At 67.5% G+C, this 13,652-nt stretch carries 17 protein-coding genes; 9 read left to right on the top strand and 8 right to left on the bottom strand.

The genetic code is table 11. From position 1 onward, the window contains the following. Positions 1-5 precede the first annotated feature (5 nt). From ACFOSH_RS14000 to ACFOSH_RS13970, 7 genes are all read left to right on the top strand, one after another. Entirely contained in the window at positions 6-1,238 is a 1,233-nt protein-coding gene (locus ACFOSH_RS14000; RefSeq protein ID WP_378239273.1) for a sensor histidine kinase, read from the top strand. After that, positions 1,235-1,669, top strand: a complete 435-nt coding sequence (locus ACFOSH_RS13995; protein WP_005159022.1) for a roadblock/LC7 domain-containing protein — start codon at positions 1,235-1,237, stop codon at positions 1,667-1,669. Before ACFOSH_RS14000 ends, ACFOSH_RS13995 begins: the two co-directional genes overlap by 4 nt. 19 nt (positions 1,670-1,688) lie before the next feature. Next, positions 1,689-2,072, top strand: a complete 384-nt coding sequence (locus ACFOSH_RS13990; protein WP_039918479.1) for a DUF742 domain-containing protein — start codon at positions 1,689-1,691, stop codon at positions 2,070-2,072. After that, the gene (locus ACFOSH_RS13985; RefSeq protein WP_378239272.1) at positions 2,047-2,664 is read left to right on the top strand and encodes a GTP-binding protein; all 618 of its coding nucleotides are present in this window, start codon (positions 2,047-2,049) and stop codon (positions 2,662-2,664) included. The genes ACFOSH_RS13990 and ACFOSH_RS13985 overlap by 26 nt, the downstream gene beginning before the upstream one ends. 24 nt (positions 2,665-2,688) lie before the next feature. Continuing rightward, entirely contained in the window at positions 2,689-3,915 is a 1,227-nt protein-coding gene (locus ACFOSH_RS13980; RefSeq protein WP_378239271.1) for a styrene monooxygenase/indole monooxygenase family protein, read from the top strand. A 118-nt stretch (positions 3,916-4,033) separates the two neighbouring features. Further along, on the top strand, positions 4,034-4,888 hold the full coding sequence (gene ku / locus ACFOSH_RS13975; RefSeq protein WP_378239270.1) for a non-homologous end joining protein Ku: 855 nt from the start codon (positions 4,034-4,036) through the stop codon (positions 4,886-4,888). A gap of 150 nt (positions 4,889-5,038) precedes the next feature. Then, a complete protein-coding gene (locus ACFOSH_RS13970; protein ID WP_378239269.1) occupies positions 5,039-5,251 on the top strand; it encodes a hypothetical protein in 213 nt (70 codons plus the stop codon). A gap of 157 nt (positions 5,252-5,408) precedes the next feature. Here ACFOSH_RS13970 and ACFOSH_RS13965 read toward each other — a convergent pair whose 3' ends face one another. The 6 genes from ACFOSH_RS13965 to ACFOSH_RS13940 form a co-directional block, all read right to left on the bottom strand. Next, complete coding sequence (locus ACFOSH_RS13965; RefSeq protein ID WP_378239268.1) at positions 5,409-5,630, bottom strand: DUF2795 domain-containing protein; 222 nt, start codon at positions 5,628-5,630, stop codon at positions 5,409-5,411. Positions 5,631-5,763: 133 nt separating this feature from the next. Then, entirely contained in the window at positions 5,764-5,919 is a 156-nt protein-coding gene (locus ACFOSH_RS13960; RefSeq protein WP_005159014.1) for a DUF6131 family protein, read from the bottom strand. A 664-nt stretch (positions 5,920-6,583) separates the two neighbouring features. Then, positions 6,584-8,059 (bottom strand): adenosylhomocysteinase, encoded by a 1,476-nt coding sequence (ahcY, locus tag ACFOSH_RS13955; RefSeq protein WP_378239267.1) that lies wholly within the window; start codon positions 8,057-8,059, stop codon positions 6,584-6,586. A 250-nt stretch (positions 8,060-8,309) separates the two neighbouring features. After that, positions 8,310-9,362, bottom strand: coding sequence for a DNA polymerase IV (locus ACFOSH_RS13950; RefSeq protein WP_378239266.1), 1,053 nt, complete (start codon positions 9,360-9,362; stop codon positions 8,310-8,312). Between the two features lie 9 nt (positions 9,363-9,371). Then, entirely contained in the window at positions 9,372-9,797 is a 426-nt protein-coding gene (locus tag ACFOSH_RS13945; RefSeq protein ID WP_378239265.1) for a YciI family protein, read from the bottom strand. 61 nt (positions 9,798-9,858) lie between these two features. Beyond that, the gene (locus ACFOSH_RS13940) at positions 9,859-10,125 is read right to left on the bottom strand and encodes a DUF3040 domain-containing protein (RefSeq protein ID WP_378239264.1); all 267 of its coding nucleotides are present in this window, start codon (positions 10,123-10,125) and stop codon (positions 9,859-9,861) included. A gap of 257 nt (positions 10,126-10,382) precedes the next feature. Here ACFOSH_RS13940 and ACFOSH_RS13935 point away from each other — a divergent pair, with 257 nt between their 5' ends. Beyond that, positions 10,383-11,441, top strand: a complete 1,059-nt coding sequence (locus ACFOSH_RS13935; protein ID WP_378239263.1) for a cobalamin-independent methionine synthase II family protein — start codon at positions 10,383-10,385, stop codon at positions 11,439-11,441. A gap of 23 nt (positions 11,442-11,464) precedes the next feature. Here ACFOSH_RS13935 and ACFOSH_RS13930 read toward each other — a convergent pair whose 3' ends face one another. Continuing rightward, positions 11,465-12,091, bottom strand: a complete 627-nt coding sequence (locus ACFOSH_RS13930; RefSeq protein ID WP_378239262.1) for a LysE family translocator — start codon at positions 12,089-12,091, stop codon at positions 11,465-11,467. Further along, entirely contained in the window at positions 12,088-12,654 is a 567-nt protein-coding gene (locus tag ACFOSH_RS13925) for a GNAT family N-acetyltransferase (protein ID WP_378239261.1), read from the bottom strand. Before ACFOSH_RS13925 ends, ACFOSH_RS13930 begins: the two co-directional genes overlap by 4 nt. Positions 12,655-12,705: 51 nt before the next feature. Between ACFOSH_RS13925 and ACFOSH_RS13920 the strand changes: the two genes are divergently transcribed. Further along, a complete protein-coding gene (locus ACFOSH_RS13920) occupies positions 12,706-13,527 on the top strand; it encodes an alpha/beta fold hydrolase (protein WP_378239260.1) in 822 nt (273 codons plus the stop codon). The last annotated feature ends 125 nt before the right edge of the window (positions 13,528-13,652 follow it).

The raw sequence follows: 13,652 nt of genomic DNA, 5'->3' as shown, positions 1-13,652 counted from the left end.
AGCACATGGTGACGCGGGCTCGAGGCTTGCTTGACCGCTCACGGGTTCTTCTGGACCGTTCCAGGGTCGCCGCGGCGCAGTTCCTCGCCGCACCGCCCCGGCACGCTCCGTCGGCTCCGCCCGCCGAACTGCCGGTGGTGGAACAGCGGCCCGCCGTGGAGGCGCCGGACGCCGGCGCGCTCGCCGGCGTCTGTTCCAATGTCGCGCTGCGCGACCTCAACCTCCTCGACCAGTTGCTCGCGCAACTGGAGACGATGGAGGCGGGGGAGGACAACTCCGACCGCCTCGCCGAGCTCTACCGGCTCGACCACCTGGCGACCCGCCTGCGGCGCAATGCCGAGAACCTGCGCGTGCTCGCCGGCCGCGACGCCGACGACACGGCCGCCGGTATTTCGTCCGTGCTCGACGTGATGCGGGCCGCGATGTCGTCGATCGACCACTACTCGCGAATCACGATCGGCCGCGTCGTTTCGCTCGGTGTCGTCGGCTTCGCCGCCGAGGACGTCAGCCGGATCCTCGCGGAACTGTTCGACAACGCGGCGAACCAGTCTTCGCCGAGTTCGCCGGTCAGCGTCAGCGCGCACCTCACCGAACAGGGGAGTGTGCTGATCCGCATCGAGGACGAGGGCATCGGCATGCCGCCCGATCGCCTCGCGGCGCTGAACGAGCGCCTGGCGGCCGGTCCGGTACTCGACGACGATTCGGTGCGGCACATGGGACTCGCCGTCGTCGGCAGGCTCGCCGACCGGCACGAGATCATCGTCAAACTCGACCGCCGTACCCCGCACGGCACGGTCGCCACCGTGCTGCTGCCGGTCCCGGTGGTCTCGGAACTGGCCGAGAAGCAGTGGTCCGGCTCGCAGACCGTGGTGCTGCCGCAGGCCAGGATCACCAACGGAGCCCCCGTGGGAAACCCCGTCGCGACGCCGTCCGGGCTGCCGAGGCGCCGCCCGGCCACCTCGGTGGAACCGGAACCGGAACGCAAGCCCAGCCCGCGTCCGCGCACGGCCTTCCAGCCGCCCGCCGCCGACGGCGGCACCACGGCGAGCGGTCTTCCGCGCCGGGTTTCCCGCAGTATCAGGACTTTGCCCGACGAACCGGCCCCGCCGACCACCCCGCCCGCGGACGCGGCGGACGGGCACGAGGCGCTGCTGGCAGACCTCGATGCCTTCAGCGACGGCGAGCGCGCCGCTCTCGATGACCGGCACGAGCGTGAGACCGGAGGAAACACCCAGTGACCGCCCAGGACGCGACCACGGATTTCACGTGGCTGCTCGACGACTTCGTGCGCAAGGTGCACGGCGCCAGTCACGCGCTGATCATGTCCGTCGACGGTTTCCCTTTGACCGCTTCGGAATCGGTGTCCAGTGACGACGCCGAGCAGCTCGCCGCCATCGCGAGCGGCCTGCTCAGCCTCGCGGGCAACAGCGCCGCGCTGTTCGGCAAGGGCAACTGCGAGCAGATCATCATCCGGCTCACCCGCGGGTACTTCCTGTTCATGGGGATCGGCGCGGAGGCCGGACTCGCGGTGCTCACCGAGCCGGACTGCGACATGAAGGTCGTCGCCTACGAGATGACCCAGTTCATCACCAACGCCGGTCACGCCCTCACCCCCGAGGTGAGGGCGGGACTCCGGCAGGTCCTGACCGCCCGACGGCCGCAGGCCTGAGAATCCGGAGAAGGAAGGGATGACCGTGTCCAGCGATCAAGCTCCGGACCGGCCGGTCAAGATGCGCAGCCGCAGAATCCGGCCGTACGCGCTGACCGGCGGCCGCACCAAGAGCAGCCAGCTGCTGCTGGTGGAGACCCTGATCTCGGTTCCGCGCTATGACCCTTCGCTGGCCGAGGCGCTGATGCCCGAATCGCGTTCGCTGTACGAGCGCGCCCGCGAACGCTCGTCGATCGCCGAGCTCTCGGTGGGACTGGATCTGCCTTTGGGCGTGGTCCGCGTGCTCATCGGGGACCTCGCCACCCAGGGCGCCGTCTTCGTGCACCCGACGGCCCACGCTTACAACCACGATACGAACGTGCTCGAGAGGATCCTCGATGGACTCAAGCGCCTCCCGGTCTGACGCCGATTTGTTGGCGATCTCCGCCAAGATCGTGGTCGCCGGTGGATTCGGCGTTGGCAAGACGACGTTCGTCGGCTCCGTCTCCGAGGTCCCGCCCCTGAGCAACGAAGCATGGATGACCGAGGCAGGTGCCGGGGTCGACGAGCTGGTGCCGCCCGGGACCAAATCCACGACCACGGTCGCGATGGACTTCGGCCGGATCACCCTGCGTGAAGACCTGCTCCTGTACCTGTTCGGCACCCCCGGCCAGGCTCGCTTCTGGTTCCTCTGGGACGACCTCTCGCGCGGCGCGCTCGGCGCCGTCGTGCTGGTCGACACCAGCCGGATCGACCAGTCGTTCGCCGCGATCAACTACTTCGAGAACGACTCCGAGCTGCCGTTCATCGTCGCGGTCAACCAGTTCGAGGGGACGGCGGTGCACGACCTCGACGAGGTCCGCGACGCGCTGGCGCTGTCCCCGGACATCCCGCTGGTCACCTGCGACGCCCGCGACCCGAAGTCGGCGGTCGCGACGCTGCGGGAACTGGTGTCCCACACGCTGTCCCTCGCGGTGGTCTCCGGACCGGGTCGGGAATTTGCTTCACTCAGCTGAACAGTTCTGGGAGGAACGTCGAGGATGCGCAAGGTTCTGATCGTCGGTGCCGGGCAGTCGGGGCTGCAGCTGGCCTTGAGCCTGCTGAACCACGACTACGACGTCACGGTGATGTCGGCGCGGACACCGGACGAGATCCGGTCCGGCAAGGTGATGTCGACCCAGTGCATGTTCCACTCCGCCTTGCAGCACGAGCGGGACCACAAGCTGAACCTGTGGGAGGCCGAGACCGTCCGAGTAGAGGGACTCGGCGTGTCCATCGCCGGACCGGACTCCAGCCGCGTGCTGGACTGGTTCGCGCCGCTGGAGCACTACGCGCAGTCGGTGGACCAGCGGGTGAAGATGGCGGCCTGGCTGGAGCTGGTGGAGGATCGCGGCGGCAAGGTCGTCATCCACGGCGTCACCACCTCGGATCTCGCGCCGCTGGCGAAGCTGTATGACCTGGTCGTCATCGCGGCGGGCAAGGGTGAGCTGGTCCAGCTGTTCGACCGGATGCCGGAGCGTTCGCCGTACACCGAACCGCAGCGCGCGCTTTCGCTCGCCTACGTGCACGGCCTCGAGCCCCGGCCCGAGCACCCGGACAAGGCGGCGGTGCGCTTCAACATCATCCCCGGTGTGGGCGAGCTGTTCATGATCCCCGCGTACACGCTGAGCGGGAATTGCGACATCCTGTTCTTCGAGGGCGTCCCCGGCGGGCCGCTCGACTGCTGGGGCGACCGGCCTACCCCGCAGCAGCATCTCGACAGGATCCTGTCGCTGATGAAGCAGTTCCTCCCGTGGGAGTACGAGCGCTCGCGCAACGCCGTGCTGACCGACGAGAAGGCGACGCTGGCCGGCGGGTACACGCCGGTCGTGCGGAGCGCGGTCGGCAAGCTGCCGTCGGGGACCGCCGTACTCGGCATGGCCGACGTCGTGGTGGCCAACGACCCGATCACCGGCCAGGGTTCGAACAACGCGAGCCACTGCGCGGCGTCCTATCTGGACTCCATCCTCGAACGCGGCGACAAGCCGTTCGACGAGGAATGGATGACGGCGTCGTTCGAGAAGTACTGGGAGTACGCCCAGCACGTCACGACGTGGACCAACGCGATGCTGCAGCCGCCGCCCCCGCACGTGCTCCAGATCATCGGCGCGGCGGGGGAGAAGCCCGCCGTGGCGCAACGGTTCGCGAACGGGTTCTCCGATCCGACCGACTTCCAGCACTGGTTCTTCGATCCCGCGAAGGCGGAGAAGTACCTGGCCGAAGCCTGATTCGAAGACCGCGGCAGTCCTGCGACCGGGTTCGCGGGACTGTCGCGGTGAGCCGTTTCGGGTTAACGTTGTCACCGTGCGTGAGTACGGCAGGTGACGGCGGCGGAGGTGCGGCGCGATGCGTTCGATGTGGAAGGGCTCCGTGTCCTTCGGGCTGGTGAGCATCCCGATCCAGCTCTACGCGGCCACCGAGAACAAGAACGTCTCGCTGCGCCAGGTGCACGAAGCCGACGGCGGCCGAATCCAGTACAAGCGGTTCTGCACGATCGACGGCGAGGAAGTGCCCTACGCCGAGATCGCCAAGGGCTACGAGCTGCCCGACGGCGAGATGGTCGTGCTCACCGACGAGGACATGTCCGAGCTGCCACTGGCGTCTTCGCGGGCGATCGACGTGCTCGAGTTCGTGCCGCTGGAGTCGATCGACCCGATCCACTTCGACAAGACCTATTACCTGGAACCGCAGAAGAACGCCGTCAAGCCGTACGTGGTTCTGCGTGACGCGCTGGAGAAGGCGAGCCATGTCGCGATCGCGAAGGTGGCCATCCGGCAGCGGGAGACGCTCGCGATCCTGCGGGTGCACAGCGACGTCCTGATGATGACGACGATGCTGTGGCCCGACGAGGTCCGTGTCCCGGACTTCGGCTTCCTGCACGAGGATCCGCCGCAGGTGCGGCCGCAGGAACTGACGATGGCGGGTTCGCTGATCGACTCGCTGTCGGAGCCGGTGTTCGAGCACGAGAAGTACACCGACTCCTACCGTGAGGCGCTGGAGGCCATGATCGAGGCCAAGGCCGCGGGGAACGAGACGGCGAAACCGAAGGCCGTCGGCGCGAAGGCCGACGTCGTCGACCTCATGGAGGCCTTGCAAGCCAGCGTGAGCGAGGCGAAGAAGAGCCGGAAACCGTCGACGGCCAAGAAGGCCACCGCCGCCAAGAAACCCGCTTCCGGCAAGCGGACCCCCAAGAGCGCCTGACTCTCCTTTGTGGACAGTTGTGCCCGGCATCACCCGGCCGGGTCCCGCGACACGCCGCCTCTATGCCAGGATCTGTCGTCCCTCGGTGGTAGTAAGGCAATCGAGGAGAACTTTTCCGGAGCGATCTTCGACCTGATCGCGGGAGGCGGCATGAGCATGGAGTGCGCGTTCTGCACTGGCGGACTCGACCACTGCCACGGAACCCTGGTGGTCCACCTCGACGGTGGATTCGCCGAATGCAGCGAAGACGGCTGCGTCGACCTCGACTTCGCCCGGCACACGCTGACGATCGACTGCTTCGACGTCGACGGCGGCTGCTCGTGCGCGGAGGTGTCGGCTCAGCTGCTGTTACGAGCTTCTTGACCGGCGGTCAATACACCAGTCCCGCCCGATTCGGGTGATCAGGACCGATTGCCACTCGAAGGTGTATGCATTCGTGTACATAGTGGCCGGACATGTGTTAACTATGACGGGGTCCTCCGGCTCTCCCTCCCCCTCGGAGCCGGGGGACCCCTTCATGTCACGGTGCTTCCTTCGCGGTGTCGTGGATCGAAGGGCCTTCAGAGGTGCGGATCGCGTCCCAAACCCCGTCTCCGTCCGCGTAGTCACTCGCGGGAAGTGCTCCCAGCGGACCTAGGACGTCGTCGCCCGCTCCGGCCGCCGCGGCGGCCCGCAGGAGTTCGTCGCGTCCGCACGGGTAGCTCGCCTCCGCCAAGTACGGGCGAGGATCCGTTCCGGCCATCGGTTCTCCCTCCTTCTTCTCGTCCAGGCCGGATACCCGGTGGGCGGACGACGAAAACAGACCGGGCATCCGACGTGGGGGAACGTCGGATGCCCGGTCCGTTTCAGCGCTGGTACCGGTCTCGGGTAAATGCTCAGTACCAGTGGGCGCGACCGCCGATGGCCTTCCCGGTGTTCCCGAGAACGGCCAAGATGATGCCGATGACCGCGAGCGCGATCCCGATCGAGTACAGAACAGGGATGCTGGCGATGACACCGATGACAATCAGGATGACGCCGAGAATGATCACGGGGGCACCTTCTCCTTCGTAGTCGTCCGGCCTCATGCTGCCGGGGTGTGGCTACTCAAGGGATTCCCGCTTCATTCGGTGAGAAACAGGTCCATCCGGCCGAAATTTTCACGCATTCGGCCTAGTGACTCCTGGGTGATGTGGGGTTCTGGCTGCGGTTGATCGCAGGCCGGGTCCGTGAAGGGCCCCTTGCCTACGCTGAAGGTAGGGAGGGAGGCCTTCGCTACGTTCGTGATCGCCACGCTCGCCCCAGACGCACCAGCAGTCACGGCGGATGCGCGTGAAGGCCCCCTTCCCTCGGCTCAGCCGAGGAAACTCGACCTTCACGTCCTGCAGGCGACCAGGGTGCCGAGCCGTGGAAGGGCGCGTATCTCGTGAGTGGCGATTCGGGTTGGCGCGGGCCGGTATTCGCCTACCTGCCGCTGACCTGCGCGACGGTGGCGATCCCGGCGGATGCCAGGTCGACGGTGAAGGATTTGGGACCTTGAACGTCCCAAATCCTTCACCGTCGCGAGGTCACCCCGTCCCGAACCTTGATCAACGGAAGATCGGGACGTTGAGTGTCCCGATTCCTCCATCGTCGCGAGGATGTACCGGCCGACGGGCGGGTAAGCAACTACGGGTCCACCAGAACCCGAATCGCCACTCACGAGGCGGCAAGACCTCAGTACCGGTAGTGGTCCAGCTTGTACGGGCCTTCGACGTCCACGCCGATGTACTCGGCCTGGCGCTTGGTCAGCGTCGTCAGCCGGACGCCCAGCGCGTCGAGGTGCAGGCGCGCCACCTTCTCGTCGAGGTGCTTCGGCAACACGTGGACGTCGGTGGCGTACTCGCCCTGCTTCGTGAACAGCTCGATCTGCGCGATCGTCTGGTTGGTGAAGGAGTTCGACATCACGAAGCTCGGGTGGCCGGTCGCGTTCCCGAGGTTCATCAGCCTGCCCTCGGACAGCACGATGATCGAGTGAGCTTCGCGGTCGGCCGTCGCGGGGAAGACCCACTCGTGCACCTGCGGCTTGATCTCGATCTTCTGGATGCCCGGGATCTTCGCGAGGCCGGCCATGTCGATCTCGTTGTCGAAGTGCCCGACGTTCGCGACGATCGCGTTGTGCTTCATCTTGGCCATTTGGTCGGCCATGATGATGTCGAAGTTGCCGGTGGTGGTGATGAAGATGTCGCCGCGCTCGACGACGTCGTCGAGTTCCACGACGTCGAGGCCCTCCATCGCCGCCTGCAGCGCGCAGATCGGGTCGATCTCGGTGACGACCACACGGGCGCCCTGGCCCCGCAGCGATTCCACCGCGCCCTTGCCGACGTCGCCGTAGCCGCAGATGACCGCGACCTTGCCCGCGATCATCACGTCGGTGCCGCGGTTGAGTCCGTCGATGAGCGAGTGACGGATGCCGTACTTGTTGTCGAACTTCGACTTCGTCACCGAGTCGTTCACGTTCATCGCCGGGAAGAGCAGTTCGCCTTCCTTGGCGAGCTTGTAGAGCCGCTTGACGCCGTTGGTGGTCTCCTCGGTGACCCCGCGGACCTCCTTGGCGATGCGGGTGAACCGGCCGGTCTCCTTGGTCAGGCTCTGGCGCAGGGTCTCCAGCACGAGGCCGTACTCCTCGCCGTCCTCCTCGGTCGCCTGCGGCACGGCGCCGGCGGCCTCGAACTCGACGCCCTTGTGGATCAGCAGGGTCGCGTCGCCGCCGTCGTCGAGGACCATGTTCGGGACGAGGCCGTCACCGAAGTCGAAGAGCTGGTCGGTGCACCACCAGTACTCGGCGAGCGTCTCGCCCTTCCAGGCGAACACGGCCGAGCCCGAGGGCTTCTCGACGGTGCCGTCCGGGCCGACGACGACGGCCGCGGCCGCCTCGTCCTGCGTGGAGAAGATGTTGCACGACACCCAGCGCACCTCGGCGCCCAATGCGACGAGCGTCTCGATCAGCACGGCGGTCTGGACGGTCATGTGCAGCGAACCCGCGACCCGCGCGCCCTTCAGCGGCTGCGAGTCGGCGTATTCGCGGCGTAGCGCCATCAAGCCGGGCATCTCGACCTCGGCGAGGCGCAGCTGCTTGCGACCGGCCTCGGCGAGGGAGAGGTCGGCGACGGCGAATTCGATCCCGTTGACCTTGGACAGGGTGGGGCTCACTGGTTCTCCATTCATCAGGGAAGGCAAGGCGGAGCGGTCCTTCTCGCCGGTGGCGGGAAGAACGGTGTCAGTGCGGGGGTTCAGCGCACGGCCTCGACGACGACGGCCGGAAAAGGGTTCTGACGCAAGAAAGGCACCTCCGCGGTGGGAGGCGCCCTTACGTCTGTCGCAGCGGGCCGAGCGTGGCGGAAGAATTCCGTCGCAGCGCCTCTCGGCCCGGAACCAGGATGGCAAAGCGCCGCGAGCGCTGTCAAGGCGACGTGGGCCGCGCCGCCGCCGAGAGGAATTCGGCCCGGACACCCAGCAGGCGGACCGGTCTGGCGAGATCGAACAGGTCGAGGACGGCCAGCGCCGCCTTCTCGATCTCGGCCGGGTCCGCGGTCGGTGCGGACAGGGTCACGCTGTGCGTATGGGTCAGGAACGGCGCGAACCGCACCTTGACCGCGACCCGCGCGGCGGGCCTGCCTTCCTCGGCGACGTCCTGTGAGACCCGTTTCGCCAGCGCGACGACCTCGGTGGCCATGGCCCCGGGATCGGTCAGGTTCTGCTGGAAGGTCGTCTCGCGGCTGCGGGACCGTGCCACGTAAGGCGTCGCGGTGACCTCGGTGTCGCCGATCCCGCCGGCGAGGATCCGGTACCACGGGCCGAGCTTCGGGCCGAACCGGGCGGCGAGGTCCGCCGGGTCGGCGCCCGCCAGCTCCAGCACGGTGCGATAGCCGGCCTCGGCGAGCTTCTTCGTGGTCTTGGCGCCGATGCCCCACAGTGCGTCCGACGGCTTCTCGGCCATGACGTCCCACCAGTTCTCCTGGACGAGACGGAAGATCCCGGCCGGTTTGGCGAAACCGGTGGCGAGCTTGGCGCGCAGCTTGTTGTCCCCGACACCGACCGAACAGGACAGCCCGGTCTCCTTGGCCACCGCCAGCCTGATGTCGGCGGCTAGTGCTTCGGGGTCGTCGGTGGTGACGCCGAGGAAGGCTTCGTCCCAGCCGAGCACCTCGACCACCACCGGGAACTCCCGCAGCGTCGCCATCACCCGATCGGAGACTTCTTGGTACGCGGGCGCGTCCGTGGCCAAGAAGATCGCGTCGGGACAGCGTTTCGCGGCGGTTCGCAACGGCATCCCGGACCGGATGCCGAACTCCCTCGCCTCGTACGACGCCGTCGCCACCACGGCCCGTTCGGCCGGATCGCCCGTGCCGCCGACGATCACGGGTCTGCCGCGCAGCTCAGGCCGCCGGGCGATCTCGACCGCCGCGATGAACTGGTCGAGGTCGACGTGAAGTACCCACTCCCGGTCGGCCATGCCGGGAGTTTAGGACCGTCCGGCGATCTCGTCGCGCATCCGCTGCTCGTTCTCCTGCAGCTCCGGCGTGAAGTTCTCACCGAAGTCCTCGGCTTCCAGGATCTTGCGGACCTCGAGCACGGTGTCACCGGTCGGGGGAGTGGGGCAGCGCTTCGCCCACTCGATCGCTTCGGCGCGTGACGGGACATCGACGATCCAGAAGCCGCCGACGAGTTCCTTGGCCTCGGTGAACGGGCCGTCGGTGACCGTGGACCCGGCGGCGGTGAGCGTGACCCGCGCGCCTTTCGAGCTCTCCTGCAGGCCTTCGCCGCCCACCAGCACTCCGGCGTCGAGCATGTCCTGGTTGAACTTCGCCATGGCGGTCAAGGCTTCCATCGGCGGCATCTTCCCGGCTTCGGAATCCTCGTCCGCCTTGATGATGATCATGAACCGCATGCGTCTTCCTCCCAGTGAACCGGACGTATCGCCCGGACTCTACCGGCGGGCGGGAAGACGATCAGTCGCGCCCGAACCGGGACAGGTGCACGATCACCGCCGTGGTCACGGTGATCATCCCGGTCAGCAAGAGAGCGGGACTGTTCAGCACCATGCCCAGCAGCATCAGCAAGCCCGCGGTGATGTCGAGACTCAGGACGACCGCCAGCCGGACCAGGGGAGGCCGCGCGGGCTTTCCGGAGCGGAGCCGGGCGGCCAGCGTCGGCTCGGTGAGCTCGAACCAGCGCTCGATCTTCTCCAGCTCTTGCCGATCGTGATGGCTCAGCATCGGTTTCTCCTTCGGCGCGCCCCGCCCGTCGACATCCACGGAATACCCAGGCGCAAGGCGAGGTAAGCATCGAATTTCGCGAAATTTCGTATAACGGCCTATACGTCTCGGCGAACGGAACACCCCTCATAGGCTGAATGGTTGCGCCATTGGTGGTTTCGGCACGCGGAAAGATCGTCAAGAAGTGGCGTGATCGGTAGTTTCTGCGCTTGTGGCCACGGCGGCCGCAAGCTGCTCCATCCGGGAGGACGCGCGCGATGACCATACCCACCGAACCGATCGGCAGCATTCCCCGTCCGGCCTATCTCATCGAAGCGCTCGGTGAGCATTCGGCCGGACGGCTCGACGCCGACGGGCTCGGCGAGTTGCGGGAAAAGGCCCTCGTCGACACCATCAAACGCTTGGAGGAGACCGGTTCGCCGGTCATCACCGATGGCGAACAGGGCAAGCCGAGCTTCGCCACCTACCCGTTGGCGGGTCTCGCGTCGCTGGCGCCGGACGGCGTCGTCATCCCCTTCGCCGACGGGCACACCCGGCAGCTTCCGAGGCTCACCGCCGGGCCTTTCCGCTATCAGACCTATGCCGACGCCTATCTGCGCGAGGCCAAGAAGCACGCGACCAAACCGGTGAAGCAGGCGGTGATCGCGGCTTCGGCGATCGGGCTCGTCTATCCCGGTGAAGAATTGGCCGGATATGACAAAGAACAGTTCATCGCCGACCTGGTGAATGAAGCCGAGGCCGATATCCGCCGCAGTCTCGACGCGGGGGCGGACAGTGTTCAGATCGACTTCACCGAGGGCAGGTTGTCCCTGAAGCTCGACCCGTCCGGGGGATTGCTGCAGTCCTTTGTGGACCTGAACAACGCCGTGCTCGACCGGTTCTCCGAGGAGGAACGGAAGAAGATCGGCGTGCACACCTGCCCGGGTGGGGACCAGGACTCGGTGCACAGCCTCGACGTCGACTACGCCGGGCTTCTGCCGACGTTGTTCCAGCTGAAGGTGGGCAACGTCTACGTCCAGCTGGCCAGCGAGGCGGATCCCGATCGGGCGCTGCGGGTGATCGCCGAGCACTCCCGTCCGGAGCAGCGGATCTTCGTCGGCGTGACCGATCCGATCGACCCGCGCGTCGAAACCCCCGAAGAGGTCCGGGACCGGGTTCTCCGGGCGGCGCGGTTCATCCCGCCGGACAGGCTGGGCACCTGCGACGACTGCGGGTTCTCGCCGTTCGCCGACGACACCTCGACGTCGCGGGAGACCGCGTTCGCCAAGATCGCCGCCCGTGTCGAAGGCACGCGCCTCGCCGTCGAATCCCTCTGACGCCGTGTGACGGGCACCTTCGTTCAGTTCTGGACCGCGACGCGGATCCCGAGCCCGACCAGGAAGGTGCCCATCACCGCGTCCATCGCGCGACGCACCCGGCCGGAGCCGAAGAACCGCCGCAGTGAACCGACCAGCGTCGCCAGGGTGAAGGTCCACACCACGGCCACCGTCGTGGCCAGCACAGCCAGCTGCAGGGTCTGCCCGGTCGAGGCCGAATGCGGAAGGAACTGCGGGATCAGCGCGAGAAAGAAGACCGCGACCTTCGGGTTGAGCAGATTGGTGAGCAGGCCCTGGCGGAACGTTTCCCTGGGCGCGAGGACGGGCGCCACCTTGTCCTTGAGGTCGCTGTAGTCGCCGCGGCGCACCGCCAGCCACGCCTTGACGCCGAGGAAGACCAGATACGCGGCGCCGATCAGCTTGACCACGGTGAAGGCGATCGCGGATACGGTGAGGACCGCCGCGACGCCGAGCGCGATCGCGACCACCCAGACGAAGACGCCGAGCGCGATGCCGAGTCCGGCGGCGATCCCGGCCTTGCGCCCGCCGAGGATCGCGCTGCGGGTCACCACCAGGAAATCCGGGCCCGGTGCCATCGCGCCGAGCAGGCAGATCAAGACGAACGAAAGTGCGGTGGCCCCGGAGATCATTCCCCGATCCTATCCGGCTGTTCGACGTCCCTGGCCATGACAGCGCCCGGAAGATCGACGCCGTCGGGCGTCGTCACCGTCACCCGTTCGACTTCGGTGAAGCCGAACGACAGGTACAGCGGGACACCGGGCATGGTCGCGGTCAGCGTCAGCGAGGTGAACCCCTCGGCTTTCGCCGCGAGACGGCACGACTCGAGGATCGCGCGCCCCAGCCCGCGCCGGGTCCAGTCACCGCGGACGAACATGGCGCGCACTCGTGCCGGTTCGATGGCCGGGTCGAGCGGGCGTTCGTCGTCGGCCGCGTCGCCCGCGCCGGCGTGCGTCTTGTTGCGCCTGCTCCAGCCTCCGCAGGCGACGATCTCGCCGTCCGCCTCGTGCACGAAGTAGGTGCCGTCCTCGATCAACCGCAGGTCGATGGCCGCGATGTGCTCCGCCGCGCTCGCGGTCTGCGTCTCGTCGTAGAAGCGGGGGAACAACTCCAGCACCGAGGCCCGCATCAGCGCCGCGATGGCCGGCGCGTCGGCGAGGGTGGCCGTCCGCTGTGGCGGCGTGTACGTCGTCATGCTGCGGAAGATAGCCAACGGCGACGGCCGCGCCTATCGGATAATCGCGGGGTGATCACCGATGACGGCTGTGAGCTGTGGACTTCGGCGACCGGCCGGGGCGAACCGATCCTGTGCTGCCACGGCGGCCCGGGCCTGTGGGACATGTTCGGCACCCTCGATCCAGGCCCGGGGTTCCGGCTGATCCGGTGGGACCAGCGCGGTGCCGGCCGCTCGGAGGCGCGCGGCCCGTACACGCTGGAGCGGATGGTGGCCGACGTCGACGCCGTCCGTGAGTGGCACGGACTCGACCGCGTCCCGGTGCTCGGGCATTCGTGGGGCGCTCATCTCGGTCTCCTCTATGCCCTCGCGCATCCGGAGCGGGTGAGCGCGCTCGTCTACGTGTCGGGGGTCGGCCTCGGTCACGACTGGCATCCGGAGTTCGAGCGGAACTTCGAGCGGGCGCTGGGGGAGCGGTATTCGCGGTGGGCCGAGCTTCGCGAGAAGGATCGCGACGAGGCCGAAGAACGTGAACTCGCTGTGCTGCAGTGGACGGCCGATTTCGTGGCGGAGGGCGCACGTCATGCCGAGGCGATGGCGACGCCCTGGTTCCCGATCAACTACGAGGCGAATGCCGCGCTGAGCGAGGAAATGCGGACGGTGTCGGAATCCGCGCTCGTCTCGGCTTGCCGGTCGCTGCCGGTGCCGACGCTGATCGTGGACGGGATGGCGGACAACCGGCCCCGATGGGCCGTCGACTCGCTGGAACGGGCATTGCCCTCGGTGACCCGGGTGCGGCTGCCCGGTGTCGGCCACGTGCCGTGGCTGGAGGCGCCGGACGAGTTCCGCGCCGCGGTGGTCGCTTTCCTGGATGGTCGCCCGGGGGTGTCATGAAAGGGGCTTTCAGGACGAAAAATGATGCTGTTGGTTTTCTCTGGTCAGGCGGCTGGGGTGAGGGAGAGGTGGCGGACTGGGCTGGTTCGTGTGGTGGCGCGTAGGGTTCCGATGAGCCAGGCGCC

It is taken from the genome of Amycolatopsis speibonae, assembly GCF_042647925.1.
Taxonomy (GTDB): Bacteria; Actinomycetota; Actinomycetes; order Mycobacteriales; family Pseudonocardiaceae; genus Amycolatopsis; species Amycolatopsis speibonae.
The sequence above is the reverse complement of the archived record's forward strand: the minus strand, read 5'-3'. Positions and strand labels throughout refer to the sequence as shown.

Excerpts from the sequence above, each read along its gene's own strand:
- ACFOSH_RS13940 (WP_378239264.1), bottom strand. The coding sequence starts at position 10,125 with ATGCTGAGCCATCACGATCGGCAAGAGCTGGAGAAGATCGAGCGCTGG.
- ACFOSH_RS13965 (WP_378239268.1), bottom strand. The coding sequence starts at position 5,630 with ATGGCCGGAACGGATCCTCGCCCGTACTTGGCGGAGGCGAGCTACCCG.
- ACFOSH_RS13925 (WP_378239261.1), bottom strand. The coding sequence starts at position 12,654 with ATGACGACGTACACGCCGCCACAGCGGACGGCCACCCTCGCCGACGCG.
- ACFOSH_RS13980 (WP_378239271.1), top strand. The coding sequence starts at position 2,689 with ATGCGCAAGGTTCTGATCGTCGGTGCCGGGCAGTCGGGGCTGCAGCTG.
- ACFOSH_RS14000 (WP_378239273.1), top strand. The coding sequence starts at position 6 with ATGGTGACGCGGGCTCGAGGCTTGCTTGACCGCTCACGGGTTCTTCTG.
- ACFOSH_RS13945 (WP_378239265.1), bottom strand. The coding sequence starts at position 9,797 with ATGCGGTTCATGATCATCATCAAGGCGGACGAGGATTCCGAAGCCGGG.
- ACFOSH_RS13930 (WP_378239262.1), bottom strand. The coding sequence starts at position 12,091 with ATGATCTCCGGGGCCACCGCACTTTCGTTCGTCTTGATCTGCCTGCTC.
- ACFOSH_RS13970 (WP_378239269.1), top strand. The coding sequence starts at position 5,039 with ATGAGCATGGAGTGCGCGTTCTGCACTGGCGGACTCGACCACTGCCAC.
- ACFOSH_RS13950 (WP_378239266.1), bottom strand. The coding sequence starts at position 9,362 with ATGGCCGACCGGGAGTGGGTACTTCACGTCGACCTCGACCAGTTCATC.
- ACFOSH_RS13935 (WP_378239263.1), top strand. The coding sequence starts at position 10,383 with ATGACCATACCCACCGAACCGATCGGCAGCATTCCCCGTCCGGCCTAT.
- ACFOSH_RS13990 (WP_039918479.1), top strand. The coding sequence starts at position 1,689 with ATGACCGTGTCCAGCGATCAAGCTCCGGACCGGCCGGTCAAGATGCGC.
- ku (WP_378239270.1), top strand. The coding sequence starts at position 4,034 with ATGCGTTCGATGTGGAAGGGCTCCGTGTCCTTCGGGCTGGTGAGCATC.
- ACFOSH_RS13985 (WP_378239272.1), top strand. The coding sequence starts at position 2,047 with ATGGACTCAAGCGCCTCCCGGTCTGACGCCGATTTGTTGGCGATCTCC.